The sequence below is a fragment of the Microbacterium sp. AC215 genome (assembly GCF_979258645.1).
Genome location: NZ_OZ409869.1, coordinates 184,361 through 210,696 on the forward strand (window position 1 = coordinate 184,361; position 26,336 = coordinate 210,696).

Sequence of the window (26,336 nt, forward strand, 5' to 3'; positions counted from 1 at the left end):
GATGCTGCGAGAAGATGTCGCGCCGATTCTGCGGGCGGCGGGATTTCGAGGTACGGAGCGGACGTTCGTGTTCCCCGATGCCGACTGGTTCGCTCAGGTCGGTATTCAGACGTCGACTGCGAGTACGAGCAGTCGGTCGAGGTTGACGATCAACGCGCAGGTGATCCCGAAAGCCTTCTGGAACCAGGTGCGCGCGGAGCGACACTATCCGGCGAAGCCGTCGCCGAACGTCGGATACGGGCGCATAGGAGAGTTCTGGGAGGTGCGAGCAGGGCAACTCATCGACGGCCAGGACCGTTGGTGGTCGCTCGATGCGAGCGGGAGGGGGCGCCGAGAGCTCGCGGTCGAGATCGCTGACCTGATCGTCGACGTCGTGCTTCCGGCGATGCAGCTCTGCATGGCCACGGGTGACCTGACCGAGCCTGGAAACACGTAGACCGTCTGGCACACCAAGAGCCTGGTCTAGCGTCGGCGGAATCCGCCCCCCCCCGCGCGCACGAGAGCCCCGCAGCATCAGCTACGGGGCTCTCAGCATTCGGCATCGTTCGAGTGGACCGGCACTGCCGATCAGAGACCCGGCAATTCCTGATCGTGCGATGACGGCATGGTGCGGGAACCCCTGCGAGCTGGCCGCCAAGCCGCTGGCGACGTCGCGTTCTCTCTCGAGACCGATGATTTCGAGCAGCAGCACGCGCGCATGCTGGCCCACGGCATTCGGTTCCGGGAGGACCCGCGTCGCCACGGACAGTGGCCAGGTCCTTGCCGTCGAGACGCACTACATCGCACAGGGTCGCACTGATATCCCTTCGCCTTCGGTGACGGGCTATTTCGCGTGGCGCAGATAACGTGCCCTCCGATGCTCTGCGCGGAGTCTGGGCGGAGCAGACGCGGACGGGCGATACGGACTCGAGATGTACGACGCCGCGCCAATGCGTCCCGGTGTCGGATGCAGCGGTTAGGCTCAGTAGACGATCTCAGGATCCCCCCTAGGAGGACGCGCATGGCCCGTATCGGCGAAAGCGCTGACCTGTTCAAGTGCTCATTCTGCGGAAAGAGCCAGAAGCAGGTGCAGCAGCTCATCGCAGGACCCGGTGTGTACATCTGCGACGAGTGCGTCGAGCTGTGCAACGAGATTATCGAGGAGCGGATGGCCGAGTCCTCCGCCGACGGCACGGCGGACTTCGAACTCCCCAAGCCGCGCGAGATCTTCTCTTTCCTCGAGGAGTACGTCGTCGGACAGGAGCCAGCCAAGAAGGCACTGGCCGTCGCGGTGTACAACCACTACAAGCGGATCCGCGCGCACGGCACCCTCCAGACGGCCGAGCAGAAGGCCGAGAGCGTCGAGATCGCGAAGAGCAACATCCTGCTCATCGGGCCGACCGGATGCGGCAAGACCTACCTCGCCCAGACCCTCGCGAAGAAGCTCAACGTGCCGTTCGCTGTCGCGGACGCCACGGCGCTCACCGAGGCCGGCTACGTCGGCGAGGATGTCGAGAACATCCTGCTCAAGCTCATCCAGGCGGCGGACTACGACGTCAAGCGCGCAGAGCAGGGCATCATCTACATCGACGAGGTCGACAAGATCGCCCGCAAGGCGGAGAACCCCTCGATCACCCGCGATGTCTCAGGTGAGGGCGTCCAGCAAGCCCTGCTGAAGATCATCGAGGGAACGGTCGCATCGGTGCCCCCACAGGGTGGGCGCAAGCACCCGCACCAGGAGTTCCTCCAGATCGACACGTCCAACGTGCTGTTCATCGTCGCGGGCGCGTTCGCGGGCCTCGAGGACATCGTGTCGGCACGCGTCGGCAAGCACGGAATCGGCTTCGGTGCTCCGCTGCACGACAAGGGCAAGGACCTCGACCTGTTCAGCGAGGTGCTTCCGGAGGACCTGCACAAGTTCGGTCTGATCCCCGAGTTCATCGGTCGTCTTCCGGTCGTGACATCGGTGTCTCCGCTCGACCAGGATGCGCTCATCGACATCCTCACTGGTCCGCGCAACGCACTCGTCAAGCAGTACCAGCGCATGTTCGAACTCGACGGCGTTCAGCTCGAATTCGAAGAGGGCGCGCTCCGTTCGATCGCCGACCTCGCCGTCGAGCGCAAGACCGGCGCTCGCGGACTGCGGGCCATCCTCGAAGACGTGCTCGGTCCGATCATGTTCGAGATCCCCTCGGCCGAAGACGTCGCCAAGGTCATCGTCACCCAGGCGGCCGTCGACGAGGGCGCTCCGCCGACGATCGTGATGGAGCGCAAGCGCAAGAGCGCGTGAGTTCCGCTCCCTCGCCCTGGCGGGTGGTCGACAGCAAGCTGGTGCATGCAGACCGCTGGATCCGCGTGCGCGCGGATGACTGCGTCGACGAGCGAGGACACTCGATCGCTCCGTACTACGTGCTCGAATACGGCGACTGGATCTCGGTGCTCGCCGTCGATCGGGATGGCCACGCGATCGTCGTCGACGAGTATCGACATGGTGCAGGAATCGTCGCGGTCGGGACGATCGGTGGCGGTCTGGAGGGCGGCGAGTCGCCGGAAGCGGCCGCCATCCGCGAGCTGCGCGAGGAGACCGGGTACGAGCCCGACGAGATGATCGACCTCGGTCCCACCTGGGCCAACTTCGGCAGCCACACCAACCGGGTGCATCACTTCCTCGCGCGGGGCTGCGTGCGAGTCACCGAGCAGTCGCTCGATGAGAGCGAGGCGATCGCCGTGCACGTCGTGTCTCTCGACGGCCTCGGCGATCACCTCGCGCAGAGCTACCACCAGCTCACCTGGTACAAGGCGATGGAGCTGCTCGACCGCTGAGGTCACGCGGCGTGCGACCTGATCACGCCTCGAGTCCGCGCCGCTTCAGGAGCGGTGCGATCTCTGCATCGCGCCCGCGGAAATCGCGGTAGGCGTCGAGCGGATCCTTGGACCCTCCGACGCCGAGGAGACGGAAGCGGAACCGGTCGCCGTTCTCGCGGGTGAGTCCGCCGTTCTCGCGGAACCACTCGACGGTGTCCGCGTCGAGAACCTCACTCCAGATGTAGGAGTAGTAGCCGGCGCTGTATCCGCCCGAGAAGACGTGTGCGAAATAGGTCGACGAGTAGCGGGTCGGCACGGCAGGATCGTCGAGTCCGATGTCGGCGAGGGCGGCGGCCTCGAAGTCGGCCACGTCGAGGATCTCCGTCTGCGTGCTCACGCTATGCCATGCCTGGTCAAGCCAGGCGGCTGCGAGGTATTCGCTCGTGTCGTGGCCCTGGTTGAACGTCTCCGTCGCGCGCAGTCGTTCGACGATCGCGGGGTCGAGCGGCTCTCCCGTCTCATGATGCCGGGCATAGTTGTCGAGGACCTCGGGCCACAGGATCCACATCTCGTTCACCTGACTCGGGAACTCCACGAAGTCGCGGAAGACGTTCGTTCCGGCGAAGTGCGGGTAGGTGACGACGGCGAAAAGGCCATGCAGAGCGTGGCCGAACTCGTGGAAGAGCGTCGTGACCTCGTCGAGGGTGAGCAGCGTGGGCTCTCCCTCTCCGGGGAGCGCCACGTTGAGGTTGTTGACCACCACGGGCAGCGTCCCGCGCAGGCGCGACTGGCTCACGATCGGATTCATCCAGGCGCCACCGCGCTTCGAGTCGCGGGTATAGAGATCGAGCACGTACAGTCCGACCGCGCTCCCGTCCGCGTCCCTCACCTCGAACACACGCGCACCCGGGTGGTAGGCCCGGAGGTCCCGGCGCTCTGCGAACGTCACCCCGTAGAGCTTCGTCGCAGCGAAGAACACGCCGTCCTTCAGGACCCGCTCGGCCTCGAACCACGGACGGAGCGCGCTCGTGTCGATCGCGTACCGGGCGGTCCGCACCTTCTCCGTGTAGAAAGCCCAGTCGTGCGCCTCGACCTCGAAAGGGGTCGCCTCGGTCTCGTCGACGATCGCCTGCAGGGCTTCCTTCTCGGCTCGTGCGTTGCGTGCAGATGGCGCCGCGAGATCGCGCAGCATCCGCTCGACCGCGTCCGGCGTGCCGGCCGTCTCATCTGCCGTCACGTACGCGGCGTGCGAGGCATAGCCGAGCAGTGCCGCGCGCTCGGCGCGGAGGCGCACGATCTCGGCGAGCACGGGACGATTGTCGTTCCCGTTGTTACGCGACGCGCGCGACTGCGAGGCCGCCAGGATGCGGCGACGCGACTCGCGATCGCGGAGCTGCGCCAGGTACGGATGCCCGGTGAACAGCGGGAGGGAGATGACGAAGCGTCCGTCGAGGCCGCGATCCGCCGCCGAGCGAGCCGCTGCGGAGAGCTCACCGCTGCTGAGGCCCGCGAGCTCCTCGGGCGAGTCGAACACCACCGCGAGGTCGTTCGTGTCGTTGAGGAGGTTGCGCTCGAAGGTGTTGTTCAGCGTCGACAGCTGCTGGTTCAGGGCGGTGAGTCTGCTCTTCGCCTCGTCGCCGAGGGCCGCGCCCGCGTGGGTCATCTCGCGGTGGTGCCGTTCGACGAGGTACCGCTGCTCATCATCGAGCTCGAGATCGTCGAGGTGCGAGTGCACCTGCTGGACGCGCCAGTACAGCGCAGCGTCGAGAGTGATGGCATCCTGATGGGCCGCCATGAGAGGAGCGAGCTGTTCGTCGATCTCCTGGATCTCCGGCGTCGCATCGGCCGAGGTCACGGTGTAGAACGCGTGCGCGACGCGGTCGAGCAGCTCTCCTGAGCGCTCCAGCGCCTCGATCGTGTTCTCGAAGGTGGGCATCGAGCGCACCATCGTGATCCGGGCGATCTCTCGGAGGTGCTCGTCGAACGCGGCCTGGAATGCCGGCAGGTAGTGCTCGGGCCTGATGGCAGCGAAGTCGGGAAGACCGTAGGGGAGCGTGGACGGCTGAAGCAGGGGATTCGCGACGTCGGTCATCCTCTGAGCCTAGCCATCACCCGCTACGGGGACTCGCTTCCCGGCGGCGGCGTCCGTGACGGCACGGGCTCTGGCCGTATGACGCAGACGCGTGCAAAGTTTAATTTGCAAAGATTCGCTTGCAAAGAAGTCTTTGCAAGAGTATCGTCGACGGTATGGAAGACGAACTGCAGTTGCGACGCCTCGACGCGGGGGCGCTCAAAGCCCTCGCTCACCCGCTGCGTGTGAGGATCTTCGACCTGCTCAGCACTCACGGGCCGCAGACGGCGAGTTCGCTCGCCTCGATGCTGGGTGAGACGTCCGGGTCGACCAGCTATCACCTGCGAACGCTCTCGGCACATGACCTCATCCACGAGGTCGAGGGCCGCGGCACGGCACGAGAGCGCTGGTGGGAGCTTCCCGAAGGACGCATCGACATCCCCGGTCCCAGTCAGAGCATGTCACCGGCGAATCGAGCCGCGGCGCAGATCGTCTCGTCCGAGTTCTTCCGACTTCGCCACGAGACTCTGATGTCCTACGTGAATCGGCCGGACACGGACGTGCCCGAGGGCTGGAAGGACACCGGGTTGATCGCCACGACTCTGCTCGAGATGACCCCCTCGCAGATGGCGGGTCTCAAGGATGAGCTCATGGCCGTGGTCGACAGCGCGGTCGAGCGCTTCCGCGGCCAGACCGGGCCGGATGTGCGCCGGGTGTCGCTGCGCACCGAGCTCTTCGACCTGCCGGCCTCCGGTGCTGTGCTCGCGGATGCCAGCGACTCGAAGACGGAGGAATCATGACCAGCGCGACCATCCGACTCGTCGCCCCGACGCGCACTGAGCGCAGGCTGCTCGGCCTCGCCGGGCTGCTCACGGCCTTTGTGGAACGTCGCATCGAACGTCGGGCCGAGAAGCGGACGCTCGCGCTGGATCTCCTGCGCGAGCAGCAGACCAGACGCCAGGATCCCCACGCCGTCGACCACATGCTCGCGCAGCTCGGCCTGCCGCGTCGATGACATCGCCACACGCAGCGAAGCCCCCTGTCTGGAGTTCCGGACAGGGGGCTTTCTGATCAGAGTTCGTCAGTCCTCGAACGGGCGGGCGATCACGTCGCCGGCCCCGGTCTGCACGACCTCCCAGCCCGCATCGAGCTCGGCGATCGCGCGGCCCTCGAGCCATGTGAGCGTCCAGTGTCCGGTGAGGCCGCGGGATTCGACCTCGGCGATCGCCGGCCGGAGCGCGGCGGGAACGGATGCCGGCGGCTCCGAGCCGGTGGCCCACCGCGTACCCAGCTGCATCATGCCCCCTCGACCGGAGCGAGCTCGATCGCGGTGACCGCGAACTCGTCGGCCTCGGTGAACTCGAGGTCGGCGATGCGGCCGACGGCCTTGAGATCTTCGGCTGCGGCGCGGAGTGCGTCGAGCTTGGCGGCGGGCGCCGCGATCGCGGCACGAGATACCGGAGTCTTCTGCGATGCCTTCGCCTCGGTCTTGGCGCGGCGGATGCCGATCAGTGCCTCACTCGCGGCCGACAGCACCGCCGTGTCACCGTCGATGCCGAGAGGTTCCGGCCACGCGGCGGTGTGGACCGAGCCTTCTTCGAACCACGACCACACCTCTTCGGTCGCGAACGAGAGGATCGGCGCGAGAAGGCGCAGCAGCGTGGACAGCGCCAGGCGCAGTGCGAGTGCCGCGGAGGCCTGGCCCACGTCGTTCTGGTTGTAGGCGCGCTCCTTGACGAGCTCGAGGTAGTCGTCGCAGAACGTCCAGAAGAACGCCTCGGTGACCTCCAGCGCCTTGGCCTGGTCGTAGTTCTCGAACGCCTTGGTCGCCTCGGCGATCACGGCGTCGAGGCCTGTCAGCATCGAGGCGTCGAGGGCGTGCGTCACCTGGGCGCCTTCGGGCACCGGGAACGACAGCACGAACTTCGCCGCGTTGAGCACCTTGATCGACAGACGGCGGCCGATCTTGACCTGCGTCGGGTTCTGCGGGTCGAAGGCGGCATCCATTCCCAGGCGGCTGGAGGCGGCCCAGTAGCGCACCGCATCCGATCCGTGGGTCTCGAGGATGTCCGCCGGTGTGACGACGTTGCCCTTCGACTTCGACATCTTCTTGCGGTCGGGGTCGACGATGAAGCCCGAGATCGCGGCGTTGCGCCACGGCGAGCGCCCGTCTTCGAGGGTCGAGCGCAACATGGTCGAGAAGAGCCAGGTGCGGATGATGTCCTGTCCCTGCGGGCGCAGGTCGAACGGTGCCGTGAGCTGCCACAGCTCCTCGTCGCGCTGCCATCCACCGGCGAGCTGCGGAGTGAGCGACGAGGTGGCCCAGGTGTCGAGGATGTCGGCCTCGGCTTCAAAACCACCGGCCACGCCGCGCTGATCCTCGGTGTATCCCTCCGGCACGTCGGTCGTCGGGTCGATGGGGAGACTGGCGTGATCGGGAGCGATCACGCGGTCGTAGTCGCGCTCGCCGTTCTCGTCGAGGCCGTACCAGAGCGGGATCGGCACGCCGAAGAAGCGCTGACGCGACACGAGCCAGTCTCCGGTCAGACCTCCGACCCAGTTCTCGTAGCGAACCCGCATGAAGTCCGGGTGCCACGCCAGCTGCGTTCCGCGCTCGAGCAGCTCGTCGCGCAGGTTCGCGTCGCGTGCGCCGTTGCGGATGTACCACTGGCGGGTCGAGACGATCTCGAGAGGGCGGTCCCCCTTCTCGAAGAACTTCACGGCGTGGTTGAACGGCTTGCCGACGGCCGTCATGTCTCCGGTCTCCTGCAGCTTCTCGACGATCGCCTTGCGCGCGGAGAACACCGTCTTGCCCGCGAGTTCGGCGGTGTACCAGTCGATCGCGTCGGCGTCGGCGACGATCGACGGCGCCGTCGGGAGGAAGCGTCCGTCGAGGCCGATCGTGGTCATGTTCGGGAGGTGGTCGCCCGCCGCCGTGCGCAGCTCGCGCCACCAGATGATGTCGGTCACATCGCCGAAGGTGCAGACCATCGCGGCGCCGGTGCCCTTGTCGGGCTGTGCGAGGTGGTGGCCGTGGATCTCGATCTCGGCGCCGAAGAAGGGCGTGCGCACCTTCGTGCCGATCAGGTGCTTGTGCGGGCCCTCGGGGTGGGTCACGATCGCGATGCACGCGGGAAGCAGCTCGGGGCGGGTGGTCTCGATCGTGATCGAGCCGGATCCGTCGGCGAACGGGAAGTCGATGGTGTGGTACGCGGCCTGCTGGTCGCGATCCTCGAGTTCGGCCTGGGCGATCGCCGAGCGGAAGTCGATGTCCCACAGCGTCGGAGCGAGCGACTGATAGGCCTCGCCGCGCTCGAGGTTGCGCAGGAATGCGAGCTGGCTCTGACGGATCGTGTCGTCGGAGATGGTGCGGTAGGTCTGCGTCCAGTCGACCGAGAGGCCGAGCTGGCGGAACAGCGCCTCGAACTGCTTCTCGTCCTCGATCGTCAGACGTTCGCAGAGCTCGATGAAGTTGCGGCGGCTGATGGGCACCTGGTCGGCAGCGCGGCTGGACTTGTTGTCGCCGCCTTCGAACGGCGGGGTGAAGTCGCTCTGGTAGGGGAGCGTCGGGTCGCACCGCACGCCGTAGTAGTTCTGCACGCGGCGCTCGGTGGGCAGTCCGTTGTCGTCCCACCCCATCGGGTAGAACACGTTCTTGCCGCGCATGCGCTCGAAGCGCGCCTTGACATCGGTGTGCGTGTACGAGAAGACGTGCCCGATGTGCAGGCTTCCGGATGCGGTCGGCGGGGGAGTGTCGATCGAGTAGACGCCCTCGCGGCCGGACTCCGCGGCGCGGATGCGGTCGAACAGGTACGTGCCCCGCTCGGACCAGGTCTCACCCCACTTCGCTTCGAGACCTTCGAGTGCGGGCTTGTCGGGAATAGCGGACATGAAGGTTCTCCTCGAGCGATGTATGCGGCACTGTGTGAGCGTGCCTGAGTGTGGATTGTGTCCCACAGTCTAATCGCCCGCGGCAGTGCAGAGTTCCGGTCCTGCCGCGCAGCGCCGGGGGTGAAGAGGACGCTCTAGAATTGGATCCAGTCCAACAAACGACGCGTCCGCGTCCCTTCGCCTTCCCTCCCGAGGAACAGCATGCCCACCACCTTCCTGCGCCGCGCGATCCCGCTCGGTGCCACCGTCGCCGTGAGCGCCCTCCTGCTCAGCTCCTGCGCCGCGCCGTCCTCCGAGTCCGACGGCGGAGAGCTCGTCTGGGCGATCGAGGGCGCGAACCTCTCTGCCGGGCACATGGATCCGCAGGTGAGCCAGCTCGACGTCTCCGGCATGGTGCAGCGGGCAGTGCTCGACTCGCTGGTGTTCCAGGAGGACGACGGCTCGTTCAGCCCCTGGCTGGCGAAGGAGTGGACCGTCTCCGACGACAGCACGGAGTACACCTTCGTCCTCCGTGACGACGTGACGTTCACCGACGGCGAGGTCTTCGACGCCGAGGCGGTCAAGGCGAACTTCGACCGCATCGTCGACCCCGAGACGGAGTCGGCGCAGGCGGCGTCGATGCTCGGAGCAGACTTCTACGCGGGTACGGAGGTCGTCGACGAGCACACCGTCACGGTCAGCTTCACCCAGCCGTACGCGCCGTTCCTGCAGGCGGCCAGCACGCCGCAGCTCGGGTTCTACTCACCGGCCGTGCTGGCGGAGTCCGCCGACCAGCTGAAGGCCGGAGGGCCCGATGTCACGGTCGGCACCGGTCCGTTCGTGCTCACCGAGTACACGCCCGATCAGGAGCTGGTGTACACCCGGAACGATGACTACGCCTGGGGGCCGCACGGCGAGGATGCGGCGGAGGTCGAGACGCTGCGCGTCGAGATCCAGCCGGAGGCCTCCGTGCGCACCGGCGTCGTGCAGAGCGGCGAGGCGGACCTCGCGAGCAACATCCCCCCGAACCTCGCGGGAGATCTCGGCGACGGCATCACCGTGGACTCGGTCGAGTACCCCGGCCTGCCGTACTCGCTGTACCTCAACGAGAAGTACGGTGTCTTCGCCGACGAGAAGGTGCGCCAGGCATTCGCTCGGGGCATCGACGTCGACGCCGCCGTCGAGGAGATCTTCTTCGGGCAGTTCCCACGAGCATGGAGCGTGCTCGGCTCGACGACTCCCGGGTACGACGCCTCCCTCGAGGACAGCTGGCCTTTCGATGCAGCAGCGGCGAACGCTCTCCTCGACGAGGCCGGCTGGACGGAGCGCGACAGCGACGGCATCCGCATGAAGGACGGCAAGCGTCTGTCGGCGCGGTGGATCGCATGGACCCCGGTGCCGGACGACCGGGCCGCCCTGGCGAACGCGATCCAGTCGGATCTCAAGGCGATCGGGTTCGAGGTCGTGCGCGAGGTGCTGGAGCCCGGCGCCTACAACGAGCAGTACGGTCCCAAGACCTTCGACCTGACGGACTGGGGATTCTCCGGCGTCGATCCCGACTTCCTCCGCGCGCACCTGCACACAGAGGGGTTCCAGAACGCCTCCCAGGTCACCGATCCGGAGATCGACGCTCTGCTCGACCAGGCCGTCGCCTCCAGCGACCAGGACGAGCGCAACAGCATCTACACGCAGCTGCAGGAGTGGAATGCGGAGTACACGGCCATCGTCCCGCTCTACAGCCCCTCGGCGATCACCGCCGTCGGCGAGCGGGTCAGCGGTCTCGACTACGACCTGTACGGACGTCCGCTGTTCTACGACGTGAGCGTCGGCTGACCGCTGAGTCGTCGAGCCCCCTTGGGCATATCGCTGCGGTATCGTTCGTGAGCGAGCGCCGCGTGCCGAAGGGTGCTCAGAGATCGTCGAGAGGGCGCCAACGGTGAAGGCAGCGCTCATCCGGATCGCCGGTCTCGCGGCATCCGTCGTGATCGTGCTCTGGGGTGCGGCGACACTCGTCTTCCTGGCGTTCCGCGTCATCCCGGGCGATCCGGTCTCGGTGATGCTCGGGCCGCAGGCTCAGGTGAGCGACGCGGTCAAGGACGGCATCCGTGCGGAGCTCGGCCTCGATCGACCCCCGCTCGAGCAGTATCTGACCTTCATCGGTCAGCTCGCCCGGGGAGACCTGGGCGAGTCGTATCAGCTGCGGATGCCGGTGACCGAGGTCATCGGCCGTCAGCTCGGATCGACGCTGCAGCTCTCGGCGCTGGCTCTCGTGATCGCCGTGCTGCTCGCGCTCGGCGTCGCCCTGCTGGTGCGAGGCCAGGCAGGGCGAGCCGTCGCCGCGGGCATCGAGCTCGTCATCCTGTCGTCGCCCGTGTTCTGGATCGGATTGATCCTGCTCAGCGTCTTCGCATTCGGATTCGGGTGGTTCCCTGTCTCGGGTGCCCGCAATCCGGCGACGATCGTGCTGCCGGCCATCACGCTCGCGCTTCCCGTGGCGGCGCTGCTCAGCCAGGTGCTGCGGGATGGACTCGTGCAGGCCGAGCGGATGCCGTTCGCCGAGACCGTGCGGGCGCGGGGTGCGAGCCCGTCCTGGTTCACGCTGCGTCACGGACTGAGACACGGTGCCGCGAATGCCGTGACCCTGGCGGCCTACCTGACCGGATCGGTGCTCGGAGGAGCGGTGCTCGTAGAGACCGTGTTCGCCAGGGCGGGCCTCGGCCGGGTCACCCTCGCGGCCATCACGAACCGCGATCTCCCGGTGATCACCGGGATCATCCTGCTCAGTGCCATCGTCTTCGTGATCGTGAACCTCGTGATCGAGCTGCTGCATCCGCTCATCGATCCTCGGCTGCGCACCGGGCGGGGAGGAAAGCGATGAAGCGCGCGCAGACCGTGCTGCTCTGGTGCGCCGTGGCCGTGCTGCTGGTGCTCGCATTCGCTGCGGCCTTCCCCGCTGTCCTCGCCACGCACGACCCTCTTCAGACCGACGTGCGCGCATCGCTTCTGCCGCCCAGCGCCGAGCATCTGTTCGGCACCGATCAGAGCGGCCGTGACGTCTACTCGCGCGTGCTCTACGGGGCCGGGCGCTCGATCGGCATCGGCCTGCTCGCCACGGGCATCGCGCTCGCCGTGGGGCTGCTCATCGGCGCTCTCGCCGGCCTCGCCCCGCGGGGAGTCGACGCGGCACTCATGCGGGTGAACGATGTGCTCATGGCCTTCCCCGAGTTCCTGGTCGCGCTCGTGGTCGTGGCGGTGCTCGGGCCCGGACCGGTCAACATCGCGATCGCCGTGACGCTCGCCGCCGTCCCCGTCTACATCCGGCTGGCGAGGGTGCAGACCCGCACCCTTCGCAGCGCCGAGCACGTCGAGGCCGCCCGGATCCTCGGCGTCCCCCCGGTGCCCGCGTTCGTCCGGCATGTCGTGCCGGGTGTGCTCGGGTCGCTGAGCGTGCTCGCGACGATCGGCATCGGCTCGAGCATCCTCGCGGCCGCCGGACTCAGCTTCCTCGGTCTCGGCCCGTCAGAGCCCACTCCCGAGTGGGGCCTCATGCTCGCCGGAGGACGCAACGTGCTCGGACAGGCCTGGTGGATCGCCGTGTTCCCCGGCATCGCGATCACCGTCACCGTGATCGCGGCGACGATCGTCGGCCGCGTGCTGCGTGCCAGAGCAGAGGGGCGGACGTCGTGACGGAAGCGCTCGAGCTGCAGGGGTTGCGCATCGACTTCGGTGGGACGCCCGTCGTCGACGGGGTGTCGCTGTCGGTGGCGCGAGGGGAGTGCGTCGCCATCGTCGGTGAGTCGGGCGCGGGCAAGTCGCTCACCGCACGGGCACTTCTCGGACTGACGCCCGCAGACGCACGCGTGCGGTTCGAACGGCTCGTCATCGACGGGACGGACGTCGCCCGGTTCGGCGAGCGGCGGTGGCGCTCTCTGCGCGGCGCGGGCATCGCGCTCGTCTCGCAGGATGCCCTCGTCTCGCTCGATCCGCTGCAACGGGTGGGATCGGAGATCGCCGAACCCCTGCGGCTCCACGGCCTCCGGTCCGGACGAGCGGCGCTGCACGAAAGAGTGCAGGAGCTGCTGCACCGCGTCTGGATGCCGGACGCCGCCCGCCGAGCGCGGCAGTACCCGCACGAGCTCTCCGGCGGACTCAGGCAGCGGGCACTGATCGCCTCGGCCATCGCGGCCGAACCCGCGATCCTCGTCGCGGACGAGCCGACCACGGCTCTCGATGCGACGGTGCAGGCGAGGATCCTCGGACTCCTCCGCGACATCGCCGACGCCGGCACCGCGATCGTGTTCATCAGCCACGACTTCGCGGCCGTCCGTCGCATCGCCGATCGCGTGCTGGTCATGCGCAACGGCGTGGTCGTCGAGTCCGGGCCCGTCGGCGAGGTTCTCGAGAAGCCGCAGCACGCGTACACCCGACAGCTGATCGCCGCGACGATGCACGAGCCGCGTGTGACCTCTACCGACGACGTGACACCCGTGCTCGTCGCCACAGGCGTCACCAGGACATACGAGGAGATCGCCGCCGTGAACGACGCGTCGTTCGCCGTGCATCAGGGACGCACACTCGGCATCGTCGGGGAATCGGGGTCGGGCAAGACGACGCTCGCCCGGATGATCGTCGGTGTCGAGCAGCCGGACGACGGCGGCCTGCGCTGGATCGGCGAGCACCGCGTGCAGCTCGTGCACCAGAATCCGCTCGGCGCATTCGATCCTCGATGGAGCATCGGGCGGTCGCTGAGGGAGGCGCTCGCCGCGGGCGGCGTGCCTCGGGCGCTGCGGGCCGCGCGGGTGTCCGAGCTTCTCGCCGAGGTCGACCTCGACCCCGTATTGGCGGCCCGGCGGCCGTCCGCGCTGTCGGGTGGGCAGCGACAGCGTGCCGCCATCGCTCGGGCACTGGCTGCCGAGCCCGAGGTGCTCGTGCTGGACGAGCCGGTGTCGGCTCTGGATCCGTCGGTGCGTGAGCGCGTGATCCAGCTGCTGCTCAGGCTGCAGCGCGAGCGTCGGCTGACCATGATCTTCGTGTCGCACGATCTCGATGTCGTCGGGGCGGTCGCCGACGACGTGCTGGTGATGCAGGACGGCGTCATCGTCGAACAGGGTGCAGTCACGGACGTGTTCGAATCGCCGCAGCATCCGTTCACTCAGGAGCTGCTCGACGCGAACCGGCCCGTCAGTCCCTGACCTGGATGCCGATCCCCGCCGCGAGTACCGGTGCGAGCTGCTGCACCTGGAAGCTGCTCAGGGTCGTGCCGCGGAGGCTGTTCGCATCGAGGAACGCCGAGGCGTCGAGCCCGCGCAGGTCGACGTGCGTGGCGCGCATGCCGCGGGAGTCCACCTCGTCGCAGCGCGTGTCGGTGAAGCGCACGCGGGTGAGCTCGGCCTGGGGCATGTCGATCGTCCGGATGCTGCACGCGGTGATCTCGACGTCCGTGGCCTTCGACGCCCCCAGGTTCAGATAGTCGATCCGCACGTCGCGGAGCTCCAGCTCGTCGATTCGGGCGCTGCTCAGATCGAGCGTGCCGATGCGTCCGCCGCTGATGCGCACGCGACGGATGCCGGCATCCCGCATCTTGAGCGAGGCGATGCGGACACCCGTCATGTCGACGTCGATGAGGGTGGCTCCGGTCAGATCGACACTGTCGGCGTCGGCCGTGATCGTGCACTGCTCGAGTGAGGCGTGGGCGAGATCGGCTGCGACCTCGAGATCGAGCTGTGCCGCGAGCAGATCGGCGCTGCGCCGAGCCGTCGCCGACTCGAACTCGAGGGGAAGGTCGGGAGGCGAAACGCGGGGAGCCGCAGGGGATTCGGGGGAGCGGGCCATGCTTCGAGGGTAGGGGGTGGGTGACACACTCCTCGGTTCGGCTGCTCCTTCCTCGGTTCGGCTGCTCCTTCCTCGGCCGGATGCGCTTCACTCGGCCTATCGCGCGGAATCGGACCGAGGGAGGTGGATTGGGCCGAGCGAGAGCGGGAGCACGAGAGTGGCGAGCGAGCTACGTCTGCGGACGCGTCGACCGCTCCTGCACAGAACGCCACGAGACGCCGTTGTGCGCACAAGCCTGGAACGGGGGGGCGACGCGCACGCGATACGTCCCACACTGGCTGGGTGCGGAGAACGTCAGAGGACTTGCTTGCGACGATGACGGAGCTCGGCGGCGTCGTGCGTGTCCCCGTCATCCAAGAGCGCGGATTCGCTCGGAGCCTGGTCGGGTCGGCGGTCGAAGGCGGTGTGCTGATCCGGCCGCGACGAGGATGGCTCGCGGTGCCTTCCGCCGACGGGATGCTGATCAGCGCGGCGCGCCGAGGCGTCGTGCTGACCTGCCGTACTCAAGCCGCTCGGCTCGGTCTCTGGCTGCACGACCATTCGGGCAAGCCACACGTCGCCGTCGGGCCGAACGCCGCAGGGAGGCGACGTGTCGACGCGCAGGTGCACTGGGGCAGTCCGATCGTGCCGCGTCATCCGGATGTGCTCGTCGATCCGATCGAGAATGTGCTGGCGTACATCGCTGAGTGCGAGCCTTTCGAGCGGGCGCTCGCGACCTGGGAGTCAGCGCTCAACAAGTCGCTCGTCACGATGGAAGCTCTGCGCGGATACTCGTGGAAGCCGGCGGCGCGGCTGATTCTCGAACGGGCCACTCCTTTCGCCGATGCGGGGCTGGAGACCTACCTTCGTGCGCGACTGCGGTGGTTGAGAGAGCCGATCCGCGTGCAGATCTGGATCGCGGGCCACCGCGTCGACGCTCTGATCGGCGACCGATTCGTCGTACAGATCGACGGGGCCCACCACGTCGGTGCGCAGCGATCCGAAGACATCCGGCACGATGCCGAACTGCGGCTGATGGGGTATCACGTGATGCGCGTGTCGTACACGCACGTCATGTTCGACTGGCACATCGTGCAGGACCTGATCATGCGCGCGGTCGCGCAGGGACTGCACCGCGCGGGGTGAGTGACCCGCTGTTCAGACGCTTCGCACCGTCGGACAGATGGTCGTACCTCGGCCGAATTTCCGGAGACTGGCCGACGGAGGTGCATTCGGCCGACGGGGGCGCGGACTCCGAAGACAGAACCGACATCGGAAGCGCGCACGGACTTCGGCCGCGCTCAGGAGGCAGGAGGCGCACGCGCCGCACCGCGCGTACAATGGGAGACAAGAGCTGTGATCCGGACATCACCGGGGAGCTCTCGGAAGAACGGTCGGCTCGCGAGGGCGGACTCAGTAGAACCGAGCGGGGCAGGCCCGTCACAGCCGCAGTGAGAGTGGCTCCGCCGTGAGGCGCGGCACGCGAGGTGGTACCGCGGTCCCCGGAACGACAAGCCGGACGGATCGTCCTCGCAGCAGCATCCGCCACGACTCCTGCGAGACGACATGACCTACCCGCGTTCCTCCTTCGGCCCCGCCGCCGACCAGGCTGCCTCCGTCGCCCCGAGCCCTCGGTTCCCTCAGATCGAGCGCGAGGTGCTCGACTTCTGGGAGACCGATCAGACCTTCCGCGCCTCGATCGAGCAGCGCGAGGGCGAAGACGAGTGGGTCTTCTACGACGGCCCGCCGTTCGCCAACGGCCTGCCGCACTACGGGCACCTGCTCACGGGCTACGCCAAGGACGTCTTCCCGCGATTCCAGACCATGATCGGCAAGAAGGTCGATCGTGTCTTCGGCTGGGACACCCACGGTCTGCCCGCCGAGCTCGAGGCCATGAAGCAGCTCGGCATCACCGAGAAGAGCCAGATCGAGGAGATGGGCATCGACGTCTTCAACGCGAAGGCGAAGGACTCGGTGCTCAAGTACACGCATGAGTGGCAGGACTACGTCACTCGTCAGGCTCGCTGGGTCGACTTCGAGCGCGGATACAAGACGCTCGACCTCGGTTACATGGAGAGCGTGCTCTGGGCGTTCAAGACCCTGTTCGACAAGGGACTCGCCTATGAGGGATACCGCGTGCTGCCGTACTGCTGGCGCGACGAGACCCCGCTGTCGGCGCACGAGCTGCGCATGGACGACGACGTGTACCAGAACCGTCAGGACCCGTCGGTCACCGTCACGTTCCCGCTGACCGGTGCGAAGGCTGAGGCCCTCGGTCTCACGGCCGTGCGGGCACTCGCCTGGACGACCACCCCCTGGACCCTCCCCACCAACCTCGCGCTCGCCGTCGGCCCCGACATCGAGTACGTCGTGCTGCCCGCCGGTCCCGGAGGAGCTGCCGACGTGCACCAGGTCGCGGGAACGACGGATGCCGCCGTCGAGGCCTCGGCCCACCGCTACCTTCTGGCGCGTGAGTTGCTCGGCGGCTACGTCAAGGAGCTCGGATACGAGAGCCTCGACGAGGCGCTCGCCGCGGTCGACGCGACGGTGCGCGGAGCCGAGCTCGAGGGCGTCACCTACGACCGGCTCTTCGACTACTACGCCGACGCCGAGACCTACGGCACGGAGAACGCCTGGCGCATCCTCGTCGACGACTACGTCACGGTCAGCGACGGCACCGGCATCGTCCACCAGGCTCCTGCCTACGGTGAGGACGACCAGCGGGTGGCCGGTGCTGCCGGCATCCCGACGATCCTGTCGCTCGACGATGGCGGACGATTCCTGCCGAACGTCACCGACGTCGCCGGGCAGCTGTGGATGGACGCGAACACGCCGCTCATCCGCCTGCTGCGCACCGAGGGGCGCCTCCTGCGCGAGCAGAGCTACGTGCACTCGTACCCGCACTGCTGGCGGTGCCGGAATCCCCTGATCTACAAGGCCGTGTCCAGCTGGTTCATCCGCGTCACCGACATCAAGGACGACCTGCTCGCGAACAACGAGCAGATCACCTGGGTGCCCGAGAACGTGAAGCACGGCCAGTTCGGCAAGTGGCTCGAAGGCGCGCGCGACTGGTCGATCAGCCGCAACCGCTACTGGGGCTCGCCGATCCCGATCTGGAAGAGCGACGACCCCGAGTACCCGCGCGTCGACGCCTACGGCTCGCTCGAGGAGATGGAGCGCGACTTCGGCACGCTCCCGCGCAACCCCGAGGGCGAGATCGACCTGCACCGTCCGTACATCGACGACCTCACCCGTCCGAACCCCGATGACCCGACCGGCCGGAGCACGATGCGCCGCATCGAGGACGTCTTCGACGTGTGGTTCGACTCCGGCTCGATGCCGTACGCGCAGGTGCACTATCCGTTCGAGAACCAGGAGTGGTTCGACACGCATGCGCCCGCCGACTTCATCGTCGAGTACATCGGGCAGACGCGTGGCTGGTTCTACGTCATGCACGTGCTCTCGACGGCGCTGTTCGATCGACCGGCGTTCACGGGCGTCAGCTGCCACGGCATCGTCCTGGGCAACGACGGCTACAAGATGTCGAAGTCGCTGCGCAACTATCCGGACGTCTCCGAGGTGCTCGACCGCGACGGGTCAGACGCGATGCGCTGGTTCCTCATGTCGAGCTCGGTGCTGCGCGGCGGCAACCTCGCAGTGACCGAAGAGGGCATCCGCTCGGGCGTGCGCGAGTTCCTGCTCCCGCTGTGGAACTCGTGGTACTTCTTCGCGACGTATGCCAACGCGGCGAAGCCCGGCGGATACGAGGCGACCTGGCGCACTGATTCGACCGACGTCCTCGACCGCTACATCCTTGCTCGTCTCGGCGACCTGGTGCGCGAGGTGCGTGCGGACCTCGAGGGTCTCGACTCCACGACCGCGTCCGCGCGTCTGCGCGACTTCGCCGAGGTGCTCACCAACTGGTACATCCGTCGCTCGCGCGACCGGTTCTGGGAGGGGTCGAGCACAGATGCCTTCGACACGCTCTACTCGGTGCTCGAGACGCTGACCCGGGTCGCGGCGCCTCTCGTGCCGCTCATCAGCGAGCGCGTGTGGCAGGGGCTCACGGGCGGACGCAGCGTGCACCTGCAGGACTGGCCGGATGACACCGCGTTCCCCGCGGCGGACGAGATCCGCGACGCGATGGATGCCGTTCGCGAGCTGTCGAGCGTCGGCAACGCGCTGCGCAAGAAGGAGAAGCTCCGTGTGCGGCTGCCACTCGCACGCCTCACGGTGGTGTCACCTCTGGCGGCCACGCTCGGCCAGTTCGAGGACATCCTGCGCGAGGAGCTCAACGTCAAGTCGGTCGAGCTCGTCCAGCAGTCGGACACGACCGCCGGCGGATACGGGATCAGCCACCGGCTGAGCGTGAACGCCCGTGCGGCGGGTCCGCGCCTGGGCAAGAACGTGCAGACGGTGATCAAGGCCGCGAAGTCCGGCGACTGGTCGGAGGTCGACGGCGTCGTGACCGCGGGCGGCATCGTGCTCGAGCCGAGCGAGTACGACCTCGTGCTCGAGACCACCGGCCGGCCCGAGGGGGAGGCGCTCGCGATCGTGCCGAGCGGCGGATTCGTGCTGCTCGACACGACGACCACTCCTGAGCTCGAAGCCGAGGGACTGGCGAGAGACGCCATCCGCGTCGTGCAGGAGGCCCGCAAGAATGCGGACCTCGATGTGAGCGACCGCATCGTTCTGGCACTGAACGTGGGCCCGGCCGATGCCGAGGCGCTGCAGGCGCATGCGGACCTGATCGCGGGGGAGACCCTGGCCGTCGCGTTCGCGGTGCAGGCGACCGACGACATGGACACCCTCGTGCAGGAGGTCACCAGCCCCGGTGACGGCGTCTTCCGCAGTGGTGCGACCGCCCTGGGCGCCGACAAGCGCCCGATCATCGTCACGATCGACGTCACGACGAAGGAGCCCGCCGCATGAGCGCACGCGACAAGGCCGATGCCGTCTACGACAAGCTGCTGAGTCGTGCAGGGGAGCGCTGGGTGCAGCCGCGCAAGGAGCGCACGGCGCGCATCCTCGCGTATCTCGACGATCCGCAGCGCACGTATCGCGTCGTCCACATCACGGGTACGAACGGCAAGACCTCGACCGCTCGCATGATCGAGACCCTGCTGCGCGCGCACGGGCTGCGCACGGGCCTCTTCACCAGTCCGCACCTCGAGCGCTTCACCGAGCGCATCGTGATCGATGGAGAGCCGATCGAGGATGCCGCCGTCGTCGACGCCTGGAACGAGATCGAACCGTTCGTCGAGATCGTCGACGCCGAGCTCGAGGCAGCGGGTGAGGAGCCGCTCACGTTCTTCGAGCTGCTCACCGTGCTCGCCTTCGTGGCGGTGGCGGATGCCCCGGTCGACGTGCTCGTCCTCGAAGTGGGAATGGGCGGCGAGTGGGACTCGACCAACACGGCCGACGGTGATGTGGCGGTGTTCGCGCCCATCGACATCGACCATGCCGATCGTCTCGGCGGCACGATCGCCGAGATCGCGACCGTGAAGGCGGGAATCATCAAGGAGGGCGCTGCCGTCGTGTCGGCCCAGCAGCCGGCGGAGGCCGCCGAGGTGCTGCGCCGTGTCGCTGCTGAGAAGAACGCCACGATCGCCTTCGAAGGCGAGGAGTTCGGGCTCGCCGAGCAGAAGCTCGCCGTCGGGGGACAGCTGCTGACCATCCGCGGTCTCGCCGGAGCGTATGTCGAGGAGTACCTGCCCCAGTACGGAGCGCACCAGGGACACAACGCGGCCCTCGCGGTCGCAGCCGTGGAGTCGCTCATCGGCGGGGCGCAGCAGCCGATCGCCGCCGACATCATCTCGGAGGGCCTGCAGGGCTCGACCTCGCCGGGGCGACTTCAGCTGTTGGGCGTCGCTCCCACGGTGATCGTGGATGCTGCGCACAACCCGCACGGCGCAGCCGCGCTCGTGCAGGCGATGGATGACAGCTTCGACTTCGACGAGTGGGGTGTGGTGCTCGGCGTGCTCGCTGACAAGGATGCCGCCGGTATCGTCTCGAAGCTCGCACCCGCGGCGGCCCATGTGTTCGCCACGGCGCCCGAGTCCGACCGTGCGAGCGACGCGGATCTCATCGCCGATCTCGTCGAGTCGACGGGACAGCGTGCGACGGTGCACCCGACGCTCGCCGAGGCAGCGGACGCCGCGCGCGAGTGGGCGGCGTCATCGGATCGCCGGGCCGTCGTGATCGCCGGCTCGGTCGTGCTCGCCGGCGAGGCGATCGCTCTCGCCGAGGAAGAGGACTGGAAGTCGGGATGGCGCGCGTGACCGCCGCATCCCGCCCGGCCCGTCCGCCGCGTCCCCCACGCACTCTGGTGCAGAAGCTGGCGCCGATCGTGCTCGGTTTCGAGTCCATCGTCGTCTTCCTCGCGGGGCTCACGGTCTTCGGTCTGAAGACGCTGCCCGCGGGCATCCCGCAATGGTGGGGGATCGTCGGCGGCGCCGTCGTCGGGCTCGCCTGCCTCGCCCTCGCCGGCATGATCACGAAGCCGTGGGCGATCACGGCGGGCTGGGTCCTGCAGGTCGTCATCGCTCTGGCGGCTATCCTGGTCCCCGCGATCCTGCTCGTCGTCGTGGTTTTCGGCGGCATGTGGGGGTATGCGACGATCATGGGGGCCCGATTGGACGCACGACGTCCCGACGGGCCCACGACTGAGACTCAGACAGAGAGTGAATGACATGGCCACCGAAGAAACCCTCGTCCTCGTCAAGCCCGATGGTGTCGCCCGCGGCCTCACCGGCACGATCCTGGCGCGCATCGAAGCGAAGGGCTACGCCCTCGTCGACATCCGCCTGGTCGAGCCCGACCGCGACCTGCTCGCCGAGCACTACGCGGAGCATGAGGGCAAGCCCTTCTACGAGCCGCTCCTGGAGTTCATGCTCTCGGGCCCGTCGGTCGCCATCCGCCTCGCCGGCAACCGTGTGATCGAGGGCTTCCGCTCGCTCGCCGGCACGACCGACCCCACCACCGCCGCGCCCGGCACGATCCGTGGCGACTTCGGCCGCGACTGGGGTCTCAAAGTGCAGCAGAACCTCGTGCACGGCTCGGACAGCCCCGAGTCGGCCGCACGCGAGCTCGGCATCTGGTTCGACTGACCGATCCGCACACGACGAAGCCCGCCGCACGAGATCGCGCGGCGGGCTTCGTCATGTCCGGGCGGGGTCAGAAGATGATGCGCGCCATCTCGCCGAGGAAGTCCAGGCCCTGCAGCTGCGCCATCATGATGATGACCGCGTAGGCCAGGATGGTGGCCAGCGGAACCCAGACCATCAGCTTGTCGGCGCGTTCCCGGATCTTCTCGTTCCGTGTGAAGGTGCCGTTGCGGGTCAGATGCAGCATCGTCGCGAAGAAGGTCGGGATGGTCACTGCCCACGTCACCATGCACCACGGGCACAGAACCCCGAGGTTCGCGGCGTAAAGGCTCTGGCCGATGAGCCAGCAGACGAGTCCGAAGGCGAAGGTGATCCCCGCGCCGAAGGCCGCCCAGAACCACCGCGGGAACCTCGCCCCGGCGAGGATCGCGACGCCGATCACCAACGGGGCCATCCACCCGGTCAGTCCGAGCAGCGGGTTGGGGAAGCCGAAGATCTCACCCTGCCAGGACCCGAGGTTCTTGCTGCACTGGATGAAGGGGCTCACATCGCAGGCGAGCGCATCGGTCGGGTTCTCCAGAAGCACGAACTTCTCGACCGTCAGCTGGAAGGCGGCGAACCAGCCGATGACGCTCGCGATGATCAACCACACGGCATAGACGACGGGGCGGGTGCGCTGCTCGCTCATGTGTGGATTCTCTCAGCGATCGCTATGTATCGGGCGTGAGCGCGCCGGAGAAAACGACCCGGAGTCGCGAGGATGCCGCGAACCGGGGCACTTGGTGCGATAATGGCCTGTGATGCATCGCTCGACCCCGTCGTGGCGCGCATCGACGCAGACTTCGGGGCCGTATGCCCCTCGTGATCAGAGCCATGGGCCGGTCGCACACCGAATGAGTTCGCGACACCTGCGGGTGTCGCATGAGAGTTAGCGGAACACGAAGTGTCCGCGCGAGGAGCAAGCCAGAGATGGCCGATGAGAACAATGACTACGACGCCCCTACCCTCGACTTCACTGCGGATGCTGACGCGCCCGCAGAGGTAGTCGCCGACGCTCCGGAGGCTGTCGCATCCCACGCTCCGGACGACGGCGAGGGTTCGACGAGCGAGACCGCCTCGGCCGAGGAGACTCCTGCGGAGGAGGCTCCCGCTGAGGAGGCTCCTGCTGAGGATGCTCCTGCTGAGGATGCTCCTGCTGAGGATGCTCCTGCTGAGGAGGCTCCTGCTGAGGAGGCTCCTGCTGAGGAGGCTCCTGCTGAGGACACTCCTGCTAAAGAGGCTCCCGTCGAGGATGCCCCGGCAGAGGACGCCCCGGCTGAGGATGCCCCGGCTGCGGAGGCTCCGTCGCAGGACGCGCCCGACGCCGCTGCAGAGCAGCCCGCTGTCGATGCCGCACCCGAGCAGCCCGCTGCCGAGAAGCCCGCTGCCGAGACCGCACCCGAAAAGCCGGAGGAGCCCAAGCCCCTCACCGCCGTCTCGCTGGGGCTGCTCCCCGAGGTCTTCGTCTCGCAGGTCTCGACCCAGCTGCACTTCTACGCACCCGAGGTCCTGCCGCTTCCTGCGCGCACGGGTCGCGAGCGTGTGTTCGACCGCATCGCCGACCGCGAGCAGGACGAGCCGGCCGGTCGTCGCGGCCGCCGTCGTCGCGGCGGTTCGGACGACCTCGACACTCGCGATCAGCGTGAGCCGCGGGAGCAGCGCGATGAACCGCGCCAGCCCCGTCAGCGCGTCGTGGAGTACATCACCGAGCCGAAGGCCATCAAGGGCTCCACGCGCCTGGAGGCGAAGAAGCAGCGCCGCCGCGACGGACGTGACGCAGGTCGTCGTCGCCCGGTCGTGACCGAGGCGGAGTTCCTCGCGCGTCGCGAGTCGGTCGACCGCAAGATGGTCGTCCGCTCCAAGAACGGCCGCACGCAGATCGGCGTCCTCGAAGACGGCGTGCTCGTCGAGCACTACGTCGCTCGCAACCAGGACGCATCGCTGATCGGCAACGTCTACCTCGGTCGCGTGCAGAACGTGCTGCCGAGCATGGAGGCGGCGTTCGTCGACATCGGCCGCGGCCGCAACGCCGTGCTGTACTCCGGTGAGGTCGACTGGGACGGCGTCGAGACCGGCAACCAGCCGCGCCGCATCGAGCTCGCGCTGAAGGCGGGCGACCGCGTCCTCGTGCAGGTCACCAAGGATCCGGTGGGCCACAAGGGCGCGCGTCTGACCAGCCAGATCTCGCTCCCGGGCCGCTACCTCGTGTACGTGCCGGGCGGATCGATGAACGGCATCAGCCGCAAGCTTCCCGACAACGAGCGCACGCGCCTGAAGCGCATCCTCAAGGAGGTCCTGCCCGAATCCTCCGGCGTGATCGTCCGCACGGCGGCCGAAGGCGCCACCGAGGACCAGCTCACGCGTGACGTCCAGCGGCTCACCAGTCAGTGGGAGCACATCCGCAAGCAGGTCGAGAACCAGCAGGCACCCGCACTGCTGCACGCCGAGCCCGACCTCCTCGTCAAGATCGTCCGCGACGTCTTCAACGAGGACTTCACGAAGATGCTCATCCAGGGCGAGGACGCGCAGCGCACGATCCGCGCCTACCTCGAGAGCGTCGCACCCGACCTCCTCGAGCGCGTCGAGTCGTATGAGGACGAGACCGACCCGTTCGACGCTTTCCGGATCACGGAGCAGATCGAGAAGGCGCTCGACCGCAAGGTGTGGCTGCCCTCGGGTGGTTCGCTGGTCATCGACCGCACCGAGGCGATGACCGTCGTCGACGTGAACACCGGCAAGTTCGTCGGCTCGGGCGGAAACCTCGAGGAGACCGTCACCAAGAACAACCTCGAGGCGGCCGAGGAGATCGTCCGCCAGCTGAGGCTGCGTGACATCGGCGGCATCATCGTCGTCGACTTCATCGACATGGTGCTCGAGTCCAATCGCGACCTGGTTCTGCGTCGCCTGATCGAGTGCCTCAGCCGGGACCGGACGAAGCACCAGGTCGCCGAGGTCACCTCGCTCGGCCTCGTGCAGATGACCCGCAAGAAGCTGGGCCTCGGCCTGCTCGAGACGTTCAGCGAGGCGTGCGACGTATGCGCCGGCCGCGGCGTCATCGTCCACCACGACCCCGTCGTCAAGCACCGCTCCAGCAGCAACGGGAACGGCAACGGCAACGGGAACGGCAGCTCTCAGTCCAACCGTCGCCAGCGCGGCGGCAACGGTCAGTCTCAGAGCGCTGCTCCGGCCGCGGTGACGACGCACAGCATCCCCGAGGGAGCGAAGTCGGCACTCGCGCAGATCGCAGCCTCGACGCGCACTCCGAATGCCGACGAGCCGGCAGAGGCCGTCGCTCCCGTGGCTGAGCCGACGGAAGCGACCGCACCGCAGGAGCGCGCCAAGAAGCCTCGCAAGAAGCGTGGATCCGACCGCAAGTCGTCGCCGAAGTCCCCGGCGGAGGCGCTGCTCGATTCGGTGCTCGATGCTCTTCCCGAGCCGAAGGCGCCCGGTCAGGGTCGCGGTCGTCGCCGCGTCTCGACGGCTGCCCTCACAGGCACGCCCGTCTCGGTGAACTCCGAGCCGTCAGCGCCGGTCGCGAGCGGGGATTCGGAGTCCTGAGGCGATCAGCCGCCTGACCAGCTCCTTGCCGCCGACATGCTGTGCGCCGGCGGCGAGGAGCCGGGGGATGATCTCTTCCGGAACGTCGTAGTGGTCGAGATCGAACGCGCGCGCGGGCACGTCATGCGCCCTCGCGAAGTCGTGCAGCTCCTGCAGGGTGTCATCGCTGACGAGATGAGCCCACAGGCGCCCGTGCGCAGGCCACAGGGGGTCATCGACGAGAACGGTCATCCCTTCAGCCTATGACCGGACACACCGGGCGGCACGTTTTGCCACAGTGTCCCGCATCCGGTAAAGTAGTCCCTTGGTGCGTATGCCGCGTCGTCCTGGACGGTCGGAGCGGAGAGTCTTGCGTTCGTGCCCGTCGCCCCGCGATGCATGCAAGCAACAGTCTTCCCGTGAGATCTCGGAGCCGCGAGCTCCCCAACGAAACAGGTATGAAGTGGTTTACGCAGTAGTGCGCGCCGGTGGGCGGCAGGAGAAGGTCGAGGTCGGCACGATCGTTCAGCTCGACCGTGTCAAGGCTGCACAGGGCGAGAAGATCGAGCTGGCCGCAGTGCTGCTCGTCGACGGCGCCTCGGTGACCACCGACGCTGATTCGCTGGCGAAGGTCAAGGTCACGGCAGAGGTCATCGGCAACCTCCGCGGCCCGAAGATCATCATCCAGAAGTACAAGAACAAGACCGGCTACAAGAAGCGTCAGGGCCACCGCCAGGAGCTCACGCGCGTCAAGATCACCGGCATCAAGTAAAGACCGAGGAGACCAGGACATGGCACATAAAAAGGGCGCAAGCTCCACCCGTAACGGTCGTGACTCCAACGCTCAGCGACTTGGCGTCAAGCGCTTCGGTGGACAGCAGGTTCTCGCCGGCGAGATCATCGTCCGCCAGCGCGGCACGCACTTCCACCCCGGCGTGAACGTCGGCCGTGGTGGCGACGACACTCTGTTCGCTCTGGCCGCCGGTGCGGTCCAGTTCGGCGCGAAGGGCGGCCGCAAGGTCGTCAACATCGTCGCCGCTGCTGAGTGATCACAGCACGACACTAGTCATCCGATTCGGGGCGGGCTTCGGCCCGTCCCGAATCTGCGTTTCCGGCCG

Annotated in this window: 24 protein-coding genes; 17 read left to right on the forward strand and 7 right to left on the reverse strand. The window is 67.7% G+C overall.

Translation table 11 applies throughout. The annotated features are described in order from the left end of the window. Window position 1: 1 nt before the first annotated feature. The 3 genes from ACZZZF_RS01015 to ACZZZF_RS01025 all read left to right on the forward strand — a co-directional run bounded on the left by ACZZZF_RS01015 (window position 2) and on the right by ACZZZF_RS01025 (window position 2,802). Entirely contained in the window at window positions 2-436 is a 435-nt protein-coding gene (locus ACZZZF_RS01015; RefSeq protein ID WP_447647607.1) for a DUF4304 domain-containing protein, read from the forward strand. Window positions 437-1,000: 564 nt separating this feature from the next. Beyond that, a complete protein-coding gene (gene clpX / locus ACZZZF_RS01020) occupies window positions 1,001-2,269 on the forward strand; it encodes an ATP-dependent Clp protease ATP-binding subunit ClpX (protein ID WP_053096617.1) in 1,269 nt (422 codons plus the stop codon). Further along, a complete protein-coding gene (locus ACZZZF_RS01025) occupies window positions 2,266-2,802 on the forward strand; it encodes an NUDIX hydrolase (RefSeq protein ID WP_463496705.1) in 537 nt (178 codons plus the stop codon). Before clpX ends, ACZZZF_RS01025 begins: the two co-directional genes overlap by 4 nt. A gap of 22 nt (window positions 2,803-2,824) precedes the next feature. Here the strand turns inward: ACZZZF_RS01025 and ACZZZF_RS01030 are convergent, their stop codons facing one another. After that, a complete protein-coding gene (locus tag ACZZZF_RS01030) occupies window positions 2,825-4,876 on the reverse strand; it encodes a M3 family metallopeptidase (RefSeq protein ID WP_463496707.1) in 2,052 nt (683 codons plus the stop codon). 155 nt (window positions 4,877-5,031) lie between these two features. On the opposite strand from ACZZZF_RS01030, the gene ACZZZF_RS01035 reads away from it, so the two are divergent. Continuing rightward, window positions 5,032-5,655: an ArsR/SmtB family transcription factor gene (locus ACZZZF_RS01035; RefSeq protein WP_463496709.1), complete on the forward strand. Its 624-nt coding sequence runs from the start codon at window positions 5,032-5,034 to the stop codon at window positions 5,653-5,655. Continuing rightward, the gene (locus ACZZZF_RS01040) at window positions 5,652-5,870 is read left to right on the forward strand and encodes a hypothetical protein (RefSeq protein ID WP_072591421.1); all 219 of its coding nucleotides are present in this window, start codon (window positions 5,652-5,654) and stop codon (window positions 5,868-5,870) included. The genes ACZZZF_RS01035 and ACZZZF_RS01040 overlap by 4 nt, the downstream gene beginning before the upstream one ends. A 66-nt stretch (window positions 5,871-5,936) precedes the next feature. On the opposite strand, the gene ACZZZF_RS01045 is transcribed toward ACZZZF_RS01040, so the two are convergent. Both ACZZZF_RS01045 and valS read right to left on the reverse strand, forming a co-directional pair. Beyond that, complete coding sequence (locus ACZZZF_RS01045) at window positions 5,937-6,152, reverse strand: hypothetical protein (protein ID WP_056279118.1); 216 nt, start codon at window positions 6,150-6,152, stop codon at window positions 5,937-5,939. Next, on the reverse strand, window positions 6,152-8,746 hold the full coding sequence (valS, locus tag ACZZZF_RS01050; protein ID WP_187249789.1) for a valine--tRNA ligase: 2,595 nt from the start codon (window positions 8,744-8,746) through the stop codon (window positions 6,152-6,154). Before valS ends, ACZZZF_RS01045 begins: the two co-directional genes overlap by 1 nt. A gap of 201 nt (window positions 8,747-8,947) precedes the next feature. Between valS and ACZZZF_RS01055 the strand changes: the two genes are divergently transcribed. The 4 genes from ACZZZF_RS01055 to ACZZZF_RS01070 all read left to right on the forward strand — a co-directional run bounded on the left by ACZZZF_RS01055 (window position 8,948) and on the right by ACZZZF_RS01070 (window position 13,917). Beyond that, complete coding sequence (locus tag ACZZZF_RS01055) at window positions 8,948-10,558, forward strand: ABC transporter substrate-binding protein (protein ID WP_463496711.1); 1,611 nt, start codon at window positions 8,948-8,950, stop codon at window positions 10,556-10,558. Between the two features lie 103 nt (window positions 10,559-10,661). Beyond that, entirely contained in the window at window positions 10,662-11,603 is a 942-nt protein-coding gene (locus ACZZZF_RS01060) for an ABC transporter permease (RefSeq protein WP_463496713.1), read from the forward strand. After that, a complete protein-coding gene (locus ACZZZF_RS01065; RefSeq protein WP_053096602.1) occupies window positions 11,600-12,412 on the forward strand; it encodes an ABC transporter permease in 813 nt (270 codons plus the stop codon). Before ACZZZF_RS01060 ends, ACZZZF_RS01065 begins: the two co-directional genes overlap by 4 nt. Continuing rightward, window positions 12,409-13,917, forward strand: a complete 1,509-nt coding sequence (locus ACZZZF_RS01070; RefSeq protein ID WP_463496715.1) for an ATP-binding cassette domain-containing protein — start codon at window positions 12,409-12,411, stop codon at window positions 13,915-13,917. Before ACZZZF_RS01065 ends, ACZZZF_RS01070 begins: the two co-directional genes overlap by 4 nt. Here the strand turns inward: ACZZZF_RS01070 and ACZZZF_RS01075 are convergent. Beyond that, window positions 13,907-14,557 (reverse strand): pentapeptide repeat-containing protein, encoded by a 651-nt coding sequence (locus tag ACZZZF_RS01075; RefSeq protein ID WP_072591417.1) that lies wholly within the window; start codon window positions 14,555-14,557, stop codon window positions 13,907-13,909. The genes ACZZZF_RS01070 and ACZZZF_RS01075 overlap by 11 nt on opposite strands. A gap of 315 nt (window positions 14,558-14,872) precedes the next feature. Here ACZZZF_RS01075 and ACZZZF_RS01080 point away from each other — a divergent pair, with 315 nt between their 5' ends. The 5 genes from ACZZZF_RS01080 (at window position 14,873) to ndk (ending at window position 21,645) form a co-directional block, all read left to right on the forward strand. Then, on the forward strand, window positions 14,873-15,682 hold the full coding sequence (locus tag ACZZZF_RS01080) for an endonuclease domain-containing protein (RefSeq protein ID WP_463496717.1): 810 nt from the start codon (window positions 14,873-14,875) through the stop codon (window positions 15,680-15,682). A 420-nt stretch (window positions 15,683-16,102) separates the two neighbouring features. Beyond that, entirely contained in the window at window positions 16,103-19,468 is a 3,366-nt protein-coding gene (ileS, locus tag ACZZZF_RS01085; RefSeq protein WP_463496718.1) for an isoleucine--tRNA ligase, read from the forward strand. After that, window positions 19,465-20,817, forward strand: a complete 1,353-nt coding sequence (locus ACZZZF_RS01090; protein ID WP_463496720.1) for a bifunctional folylpolyglutamate synthase/dihydrofolate synthase — start codon at window positions 19,465-19,467, stop codon at window positions 20,815-20,817. Before ileS ends, ACZZZF_RS01090 begins: the two co-directional genes overlap by 4 nt. After that, a complete protein-coding gene (locus tag ACZZZF_RS01095; RefSeq protein ID WP_053096593.1) occupies window positions 20,805-21,227 on the forward strand; it encodes a DUF4233 domain-containing protein in 423 nt (140 codons plus the stop codon). The genes ACZZZF_RS01090 and ACZZZF_RS01095 overlap by 13 nt, the downstream gene beginning before the upstream one ends. Before the next feature lies 1 nt (window position 21,228). Next, on the forward strand, window positions 21,229-21,645 hold the full coding sequence (gene ndk / locus ACZZZF_RS01100; protein WP_029261664.1) for a nucleoside-diphosphate kinase: 417 nt from the start codon (window positions 21,229-21,231) through the stop codon (window positions 21,643-21,645). 67 nt (window positions 21,646-21,712) lie between these two features. Here the strand turns inward: ndk and ACZZZF_RS01105 are convergent, their stop codons facing one another. Together ACZZZF_RS01105 and ACZZZF_RS01110 are read right to left on the reverse strand one after the other, a co-directional pair. Then, window positions 21,713-22,330: a vitamin K epoxide reductase family protein gene (locus ACZZZF_RS01105; protein WP_463496722.1), complete on the reverse strand. Its 618-nt coding sequence runs from the start codon at window positions 22,328-22,330 to the stop codon at window positions 21,713-21,715. Beyond that, complete coding sequence (locus ACZZZF_RS01110; RefSeq protein WP_463499897.1) at window positions 22,327-23,172, reverse strand: pentapeptide repeat-containing protein; 846 nt, start codon at window positions 23,170-23,172, stop codon at window positions 22,327-22,329. Before ACZZZF_RS01110 ends, ACZZZF_RS01105 begins: the two co-directional genes overlap by 4 nt. On the opposite strand from ACZZZF_RS01110, the gene ACZZZF_RS01115 reads away from it, so the two are divergent. Further along, window positions 23,167-25,239, forward strand: a complete 2,073-nt coding sequence (locus ACZZZF_RS01115) for an Rne/Rng family ribonuclease (protein WP_463499899.1) — start codon at window positions 23,167-23,169, stop codon at window positions 25,237-25,239. The genes ACZZZF_RS01110 and ACZZZF_RS01115 overlap by 6 nt on opposite strands. Here ACZZZF_RS01115 and ACZZZF_RS01120 read toward each other — a convergent pair. Beyond that, window positions 25,204-25,470 carry a DUF4031 domain-containing protein gene (locus tag ACZZZF_RS01120; protein WP_053096584.1) on the reverse strand — a complete coding sequence of 89 codons (267 nt, stop codon included), beginning with the start codon at window positions 25,468-25,470 and terminating at the stop codon, window positions 25,204-25,206. The genes ACZZZF_RS01115 and ACZZZF_RS01120 overlap by 36 nt on opposite strands. A 211-nt stretch (window positions 25,471-25,681) precedes the next feature. Between ACZZZF_RS01120 and rplU the strand changes: the two genes are divergently transcribed. Beyond that, entirely contained in the window at window positions 25,682-25,990 is a 309-nt protein-coding gene (rplU, locus tag ACZZZF_RS01125) for a 50S ribosomal protein L21 (protein ID WP_072591411.1), read from the forward strand. 19 nt (window positions 25,991-26,009) lie between these two features. Next, window positions 26,010-26,267, forward strand: a complete 258-nt coding sequence (gene rpmA / locus ACZZZF_RS01130) for a 50S ribosomal protein L27 (RefSeq protein WP_028501603.1) — start codon at window positions 26,010-26,012, stop codon at window positions 26,265-26,267. Window positions 26,268-26,336 lie beyond the last annotated feature (69 nt).